Source organism: Nostoc flagelliforme FACHB-838 (assembly GCF_014698065.1).
GTDB classification, from domain to species: Bacteria; Cyanobacteriota; Cyanobacteriia; order Cyanobacteriales; family Nostocaceae; genus Nostoc; species Nostoc flagelliforme_B.
Genome location: NZ_JACJSI010000248.1, coordinates 1 through 8578, shown reverse-complemented (window position 1 = coordinate 8578; position 8578 = coordinate 1). Strand labels below are relative to the sequence as shown.

The 8578-nt window shown below is 42.5% G+C and carries 9 protein-coding genes and 1 pseudogene; 9 read left to right on the top strand and 1 reads right to left on the bottom strand.

All coding sequences use genetic code 11. The features are described 5' to 3' along the window. The 4 genes from H6G97_RS39370 to H6G97_RS39355 form a co-directional block, all read left to right on the top strand. Positions 1–328, top strand: a 328-nt coding sequence (locus H6G97_RS39370; RefSeq protein ID WP_190946071.1) for a DUF1392 family protein, incomplete at its 5' end; no start/stop codon positions are given. A 27-nt stretch (positions 329–355) separates the two neighbouring features. Then, entirely contained in the window at positions 356–1114 is a 759-nt protein-coding gene (locus H6G97_RS39365) for a hypothetical protein (RefSeq protein ID WP_190946070.1), read from the top strand. A gap of 45 nt (positions 1115–1159) precedes the next feature. After that, positions 1160–1759, top strand: coding sequence for an alpha-ketoglutarate-dependent dioxygenase AlkB family protein (locus H6G97_RS39360; protein WP_190946069.1), 600 nt, complete (start codon positions 1160–1162; stop codon positions 1757–1759). A 115-nt stretch (positions 1760–1874) separates the two neighbouring features. Then, a complete protein-coding gene (locus H6G97_RS39355) occupies positions 1875–5090 on the top strand; it encodes a plasmid replication protein, CyRepA1 family (RefSeq protein ID WP_190946068.1) in 3216 nt (1071 codons plus the stop codon). Positions 5091–5259: 169 nt separating this feature from the next. Here H6G97_RS39355 and H6G97_RS39350 read toward each other — a convergent pair whose 3' ends face one another. After that, entirely contained in the window at positions 5260–5457 is a 198-nt protein-coding gene (locus H6G97_RS39350; protein WP_190946067.1) for an NblA/ycf18 family protein, read from the bottom strand. Positions 5458–5581: 124 nt separating this feature from the next. Here H6G97_RS39350 and H6G97_RS39345 point away from each other — a divergent pair, with 124 nt between their 5' ends. The 5 genes and pseudogenes from H6G97_RS39345 (at position 5582) to H6G97_RS53740 (ending at position 8516) form a co-directional block, all read left to right on the top strand. Beyond that, complete coding sequence (locus tag H6G97_RS39345; RefSeq protein WP_190946066.1) at positions 5582–5806, top strand: hypothetical protein; 225 nt, start codon at positions 5582–5584, stop codon at positions 5804–5806. Positions 5807–6755: 949 nt separating this feature from the next. Next, positions 6756–7514: a glycosyltransferase gene (locus H6G97_RS39335; protein ID WP_190946065.1), complete on the top strand. Its 759-nt coding sequence runs from the start codon at positions 6756–6758 to the stop codon at positions 7512–7514. Positions 7515–7571: 57 nt separating this feature from the next. Further along, positions 7572–7997, top strand: a complete 426-nt coding sequence (locus tag H6G97_RS39330; protein WP_190946064.1) for a hypothetical protein — start codon at positions 7572–7574, stop codon at positions 7995–7997. 6 nt (positions 7998–8003) lie between these two features. Next, positions 8004–8135, top strand: a pseudogene (locus H6G97_RS56245) (hypothetical protein); the annotation flags it as partial. 90 nt (positions 8136–8225) lie between these two features. Further along, entirely contained in the window at positions 8226–8516 is a 291-nt protein-coding gene (locus H6G97_RS53740) for a hypothetical protein (protein ID WP_242055872.1), read from the top strand. Positions 8517–8578 lie beyond the last annotated feature (62 nt).

The following is an 8578-nucleotide window of genomic DNA, read 5'->3' as shown; positions in this document are numbered from 1 at the left end:
TTGCGGTATGCAATGGAAGCATGAGTGCTGGATTTATTCAATTGATTGCCGTGATGAAATACTCCATGCTACACAAAACCAAATCATCGGGACTGGAGAGTTAGAAGCCATCACTGTGCAAAAACCTGCCTTTGTTCTGGGCGAAAGAGTAATGCTCTGTTCTCACGACAAGGGAACAAAACAACGGCTGATTTTGGGGATTGGGCTTGTGAATAATTCTTGGTTTTACGTTGTTGAATTGATGTCGCCAACTTTAACTCAATCACGGACTATATATAATCGCTTCTCACTAATTGGTGAAAAAAGTTTAGTGCGGGTAAATGTTTAATTCTCTCTAATCACACAACGAAAAATTATGTCGCAAATTGAAATCAGCCAAATCATCGAACAGATATCTGAAGAGATTGAAGTTGACATTAATGGTCAGGTTAAAGCCAGTATTCGAGCAACTGCAAGGCTAGCTGGAGTAGACCACGCTGCAATCATTAATCATCTTCAAAGTGGTGAACTAAAACCGACTAAATTAGCCCAAAGCATTATCATGCAAGGATTTGAGGCTGGTGAACTTCGAGAGTGGAGAACTGTTAGTATCCCTGATATGGCGATCGCAATTATCTTAGAGTACTACGCTTACGAAGCTGGTAGATACTGTACCAAGCAAGCCCGATTGGTATGCCGTTCATTCAACACCATCGGCATTCGGGCATGGATTCAAGACAAATTGGGCTGGACTAAACCCGCCTCTAATAGCGAAACAGCGATGACTCAAATACAGTTACTCGCAGCGATCGCTCAACAGATGGCACAGCAAGAACAATATTTATTGGAGCAACAACAGCAGCAAACTCAAATTTTGGCGAGACTCAAAGCTGTTGAAGTTGAGCAAGACAGAGTAAATACCCCATGTGGACACAAATACAGCGTTGTGGGTTTCGCTAATCTTCAAGGATTAGAAATATCGGTAAAAGAAGCTGGTACTAAAGGTAGAAAAGCAAGTGCATTGTGTCGAAAACAAGGCATAGAGATAGAACGCATTCATGACCCCCGATTTGGAAAAGTTGGTTTGTATCCAGAAAGTATTTTGGTTGAGGTTTTTAAAGCCGAACAAAACTAACTGTAATTGTCTTCGCTACACGTTCTTTAGTTGGACAAAACTACCATGCAACAACTTAATTTATTTGCTGAATCAACCCCAGTTTTACCAGTCACTTACTACCCCGATTTCTTAAGCCTTGAACAAGCTAATTCGCTTTACCAACACTGTCTACAACTGGAGTGGCAACAGAATCAAATCAGAATCGCGGGTAAAACAATGCCCGTCCCTCGCCTTGAATGTATTTACGGTGATGCTGGATGTGATTACCTCTACTCCAACAGCGTGTTCTTAAAACCCCTGACTTGGACAGACAATCTGGCTAACTTGCGGGACAGAATTACTGCATTAACTGGTTACAAATTCCGTATCGTCATTGGCAACCAGTACCGCACGGGAACTGATTCTATCGGTTGGCACGCTGACAATGAACCATCAATGGGATCTAATCCTGCAATCGCATCCCTTAGCCTCGGCGGTGTTCGCAAATTCCAAATTAAACCGAGAAACGGTAGTCCAACAGACTTCTGGCTGGAACACGGGAGCTTGCTTGTGATGCACCCAGGCTGCCAGTCTACACATCTGCATCAGGTTCCCAAGACCAACAAAGTTGTTAGCACACGTATTAATCTCACCTTCCGACCACACACGGGAGGCGAGAGATAACGCTGTAGCTGGCTGTTGACGATTTCATAGCCAGCACATCTCTCACAAAAAGTTGAATCGGCGGCACAGACTCAAGTGCCGCACCCTGCACCATGCGTCTATTTCTGGAGGAAACATGACTACAATTAGTTTAGAAGACCAGCATTTAACTGAATGGCTCAACAGTAAGGTTGACGAAGAAATCATTGCCCTCAATGTGCATTCCCTCTCTGGGAGTTTACCCTACGAATATCTGCTCTACAGTCCCAAAATCTCCCGTCGCAATGATGGACGACTGCGCGATCGCGATTTGAAAAAATACCAGCACATCGAACTAGGCGGCTGGTGGTGCAATGGCGTTGACCCCCTCAACAACTACGCACAGATGATGTGGGGCTGTTTCAAACCCGACCATCGCCGACGTGACCGCCAGAAGATCCACAAGTTCATCAAGTACGAACACCCATTTAGAGAAGAAACACGCGCCTTCTTCCTCTTAGTCCCGAATCGCATTTGGGTAAAAGTTTCCAATCGTAGCGGCATTCCCATTACTGAAGAAGACTTACAGCATCCTGGGGGCTTCTGGCACTGGGTTTGGCGGCATAATGTACCAGTGACAATTGTAGAAGGTGTCAAAAAAGCGGGAGCGTTACTAACTGCTGGTTATGCTGCGATCGCTATCCCCGGTGTCAACGCTGGATACCGCACTCCTACTGATGAGTATGGTACAGCTAATGGCAAACCATACCTCATCCCAGACTTGAAACATTTCGCAACACAGGGGAGACAGGTTAACATTTGCTTTGACCAGGATAATAAGCCCGAAACTGTACAGCGAGTCAGAACCGCTATCAGCCGCATGGGACGGCTGCTGGTAAATGAGGGTTGTTCGCTGCGGGTGATTGATTTACCATTTGGGGCAGAGAAAGGGGTTGATGATTTTATCGTCGCCAAAGGGCAGTCGGCATTTGACGCACTCTATAACACTGCCGTTGCACTGGAGTTGTGGGAGATTAAGCTGTTTACCTTGTTGACTTATCCCCCGTCAATCGCACTCAACCAAAGATTCCTGGGTCAGCTTCTCGTCCCCGAAGGTGAAAAACTGATTGTTCTCAAAGCTCCCAAAGGCACTGGAAAAACCGAATGGCTTGCAACTGAGGTAGCGAAAGCACACGACCAAGAGAGACGGGTATTAATCATTACCCATCGTATCCAGTTATGTGAGGCATTGTGCAATCGATTTGGTGTTAACTATGTTACCGAAGTCCGCACGAATGAAACAGGGACATTATTAGGATATGGGGTGTGTGTTGATTCACTGCATCAAGAAAGTCAGGCGCGATTCAACCCCAATGACTGGGCGAATGATGTCATTATTATTGACGAGTGCGACCAAGTATTCTGGCATCTTCTCAACTCTGGTACGGAAGTGCAGAAGCGTCGTGTATCCGTTCTCAAAAACCTCAAGCAGTTAGTGCAGAATGTTCTCGGTAGCGAACACGGCAAGATTTACCTATCAAGGGCCGATATTTCTGACACAGATGTAAAGTATGTTTTATCACTCGCTGGTGAATATCGAGTTAACCCGTTTGTCATCGTCAACAACTATCGGCATGTAGCTGGAAACTGTTACAACTATTCTGGCAGTAACCCGAAGAATCTCATCGCCGCACTAGACAAAGCGATGGCCAAAGGGGGGCATCATTTATTATGTTGCTCTGCTCAAAAAGCAAAGTCAAAATGGGGAACTCAAGCATTGGAAGAACGTTTTCGCCGGAAATACCCACACCTGCGAATCCTGAGAATTGACAGCGAATCTGTTGCTGATCCATCTCATGCGGCGTTTGGTTGTATCGCTCACTTGAACGAGATTCTCACCCAGTATGATTTGGTTATCGCCTCCCCAAGTTTAGAAACTGGAGTCAGCATCGACATTCGAGGACATTTTGATGGTGTTTGGGGAATATTTCAGGGAGTGCAGCCGGTTAACTCTGTGCGTCAGATGTTGGCAAGGGTTAGGGAGACAGTTGACCGCCACATTTGGGTTAGAGAGTGGGGGATGTCTGTTGTAGGCAATGGCTCCACATCCATCGGAGGATTGCTAAGAAGTCAGCACATCGCCACACAAGCGAACATTGCGCTGTTGTCGGCGGCGGATAATGACGATTACAGCTATGTTGACCAGAATTTTCAGCCCGAATCTTTGCAGACTTGGGGTAAGCGTGGTTCTGTGATTAACGTCGAAATGCGGCGCTATCGAGAGTCTGTGCTTGGGGGATTAGTCGAGGATGGATACACCATTATTGATGCCTCGGATGCTGATGATGATGACAGTGGGGCTGTAATCGAGTCGGTTAAGGCGGCAAGTGAGCAATTGTATACTGCTGAATGTAAAGCGATCGCGGATTCCGATGAACTCTCTGGGGCTGAACTCAAGAAGCTGCAAGACAAACGGGCGAAAACGAAAACCGAACGACATCAGCAGCGCAAGGCCGAATTGTCCCGTCGCTATAAAGTTGATGTTACCCCTGAGCTTGTGGAGAAAGATGACGACGGCTGGTATCCTCAACTGCGGATGCACTACTATTTGACACTGGGGCGGGAATTTCTGACCAACCGTGATGCGAAACGGGCAGCAGCGCAGTTAGAAGCAGGGGAGAATTCGGTTTGGAAGCCAGATTTTAACAAGGGGCAGTTATTACCTGCTGTTTTGTTACTGGAAAATCTGAATCTGTTGCAGTTTCTTACACCAGATGTTCAGTTACGTGGGACTGATGAGAAAATGGTGGAGTTTAAGGCACTGGCTGTAAAGCATCGGCACGTTATTAAGAATTACCTGAATGTTTCCATTTCTGAAAAACTCACCCCAGTGGCGATCGCTCAGAAGTTACTTGCCAAAATTGATTTGAAATTGGATTATGTTGGTCGGTTAGGTAAGCGTGAAAACCGGGAGTGCGTTTACCAGTTTGTTCCACCCGATGATCAGCGTGATTCGATTTTTGGGCAGTGGTTCAATCGGGATGAAGCATTAAATCGTGAGTCGGTGTCAGTCATTAATAATATAGAGTTCCCAACACAAGTGACTGGTACAATATCACATGACATTCCCCAAACATTAAATCAGGTCGAAAGTCCTGCTACCCACGGTTGGAAGGGGCTGAAACTGAAATTGCAGCAGGGTTTGAACAGTATTGGCTCTTCCTACAGTGAGTTAATCTCCAAGGTTGGTCAGGCTGTCGGCGTTGCTGACGGTGAGCCTTACTGGAATACATATCTGAACCAGTGGCAGGTTTGGGTTAACTTTGGGAGCGGTTGTACATCTGTGGTGTGCGATTGGTTGACGGTGGTGTAGTTCAGAGTAGTTCACTGTTCCATCAAAACTCAAAACTGTTACTGTGAGTTTGTTATTGTACAGTTTCCTCTTGTGGAAGCAAATAATTTCTATTGGCAAGCCATTGAAAAAAACAATTGTGTGTTCGTTATCTTCTGAGTCACTTAAAGTAACGGGAGCAAGGTTTGTTTTAGCCCAAGATTGAACCTGAACCAACTTCCCACTGATGTTTTAGCAATTCCTGGTAAGTCTTTTCCCTTATCATCATCTGCTTATACAGCATCAGCGAGAACTCTTGAGCTTGTTCACGGGACATCTGCTTCACAACGTCAGCGAAAGTTCTAAGGCTAAATTCTTGTTCTAAAGATAATTCACTGGGTTGATTCATTGCTTTTATTACTTACTCTTTTATTTGAGTTTGCTAAGTTAAGCAAATATTGCTTTATATAAATAAATGTTACGATAACTTTACAAAAACCAAAGGTGTGTAAGCCGTACCAGCGTAGGTTAGAATGCCGTATCTGCTGCTAAAAACCTTGATATCACTCCATTGTGGCAACCCAACTCAAAACCTAACTTCTAAAGTTTCTTACCTTGAGGTTTTTAAAAGCATTTTTAGCCTCTGCTTGCGATCGCTGTTGGAGGAGATGGGCAATACTTTGGGCAAGAGTGGTGAGCATCGCGGCGTGATGCTGAAGTTTGAGAATGTGAAGGTGATAAATTTACTCAACTGGTGACAGATGCGCCGCAATGGATTGAATGGATGGCGTGATTTGCCCCTGTTACAGACCCGTTGACTGGTTAATCCCTCGAACATCATTTGAGTCTTGTAAACAGTCCTATAATATTCTCTTCTTCATTGATTGGCTTATTTTTGAAGCCTAGCTAATTCTGAAACTTTAGAGTCTGGCGAAATTTCCGATGCTTCGTCACTATCAACTTTTAAAGAAAGCAGTAATTCCCGAATTACATCGTTCATGGGCCTTCGTGTTTTTGCACAGTATTGTGACAACTTCTATCTTTCTGTTGACGTGAGATTTACTGTCAATCCTTTGACTGTCCATTTTTTATTTACCATTCACTTTTTAGCCAGAAACTAAGGTTTGATTAACAAAAGGTTATAAAATCCTGTTTTTCACTTGTATAAGTTCATTTTTCCAAGTTAACAGTTTTAGGAGCGTTATTTATTACACACCCAGACCCTGTTCAACTAGGAGGCATTTTTTCTATGACTTTTCTAGTCCATTGTTTTAATTCCCCGCTTTTCCCTAAGCAATTTGTATTTTACGGGTGTCTACTGTTGGTGCAAGATATGAGATGATCTGTTAAACTTATCAAGTAGGTAAATATTTGCTGGTTGTTTACTATCTAATTTAAAATTGTTCTTACCAGTATTTTTACTTGTATTTCACTCGCTAAAGTGTAATTGTGTACTCGCGAAAGTGTAATTGTGTACATTTGTTTCTTATATGATCAACAAGAGCTTTAGTAATTTTCAGTTCTCTTATATTTAATTTGTCTGTTTTTAGTTAAAAAGGTATCCTTATGATCAATCAAGTTTTAAGTGACTAAAATATTTAATTTTAGTCAGATAAGATACAAGCCTTATAATCTGGTTTAATTATTTTTTTAAATGTGTACCCACTCAGAGCAAAAATTTTATATAACAACTTTTTAGTCTGGCTTATGACACTACCAATTTCCATTGTTATGACTGTTTATAACCGAGAGCGTTACCTTAGTAAAGCAATTGAAAGTGTTTTAAGACAAACGAGGGGAGACTTTGAGCTACTGATTTGGGATGATGGTTCTACAGATCACTCTGTAGAAATTGCTCATAGTTATGCCGCTAAAGATCAACGAGTCCGAGTGTTATTAGGGGAACATTTAGGGCAGGGGTGTGCCTTAAAAGCAGCGCTTGCTGCGACTACTGGAGCTTATATTGGGCAGGTGGATAGTGATGACTTAATAGCACCAACAGCTGTTGAAGAAACTGCTGCTGTCCTCGATACGTATCCAGAAGTAGGCCTTGTATACACCGATTACACTGTTATCGATGAAGAAGGCAGAATTAAAGGAGAAGGAAAACGTTGCCAAATCCCATACTCTAAAGACCGATTATTGGTTGATTTTATGATCTTCCATTTTCGATTAATCCGTCGCACTGTTTATGACCTAGTGGGTGGAATTGATGAGTCATTTGAATCTGTGGAAGATTATGACCTTTGCTTACGGCTTTCTGAGGTCACGCTAGTAAAGCAAATTAAACATCCACTTTATTATTATCGTACCCACAGCAATAGCTTGTCTCATCATAAGCAAATTGAGCAAATACTCTTAGCACAAAAAGCCATCTCTTCTGCATTAAGCCGACGCCAGCTATCTGATCGCTTTGAGGTCAATGTGCAGCTTACTGGGAAATTTTCTTTGCAACAGAAGAAGTAAATTTTCAATTTCACTACTAATTTCTCAATTCAAAAGTCAAATATCTAAGGAAGTACAATGGCAACTATCTCCTATGATTTTACCGTCGATAACTTGGAAGGCCCATTAACTGGAGAAACATTTACAGGTTTTTTCAGTTACGACGATGAATCTGAACCTGTAGGATTTGGATATGGTTCTGAAGAGTTCATATTAACAGATTTTGAATTTAGTTTTAATGGAGTCACATATGGTTTAGATGATGTGACTAATGATTTCGGTGATGTTAAGCCAAAAGAAGCTTTCTGGGTAGGTAATGTTTTCCCCGAATGGGGTTTAGATAGTTTAGCTTTGATTACGGAAAACCCAGTAGGCATTGATTTTGGTTCATCAATTTTCTTGGAAAGTCAATCCGAATTTAGATATGGGAACGTTGGGAGCAGAATCGGAGTTAATGAGGGGAAGGTAACATACACTTTAAAATATCCAATTAATCTAGTATAAACAACTATTAACGGCAGAGATGGCAACGATTCTCTTATTGGCAGTCCTGGTAATGATCAACTCAACGGGAGAAATGGCAAGGATATACTCATAGGTCTAGCAGGCAATGACATTCTCAATAGCGGCAAGAATCGTGACATTCTCATCGGGGTCAATCCCGCTTTTCTCAATCCGGGACACAGTGAGATAGATATCTTAAATGGCGGTAATGGTAGCGATACCTTTGTATTGGGAAGTATCGATCAAGTTTACTATGATAATGGTAATCCTAATACCCAAGGTCTGGGTGACTATGCCCTAATTAAGGATTTCGAGAAGGTAGATACTATCCAGTTAAAAGCTGCGTCCAATGATTATGTCCTGAATAATACTTTTACAATAGGCTATAATGCTGGCACGGCTATCTTTCTCAAAGACAATGTTAACGAATTAATTGGATTTGTGGAAGGCGTTACAAATTTAAATTTAAGAGGATGTTTTAAAAGTCGAAGCGAGTTAAAAATTATGCCAGTCGCCTGACCATAATCCGGATCATCGCAATGTAAATAAAAGTCTCAGAGGTTTCTGGTAGTCGTTCATAA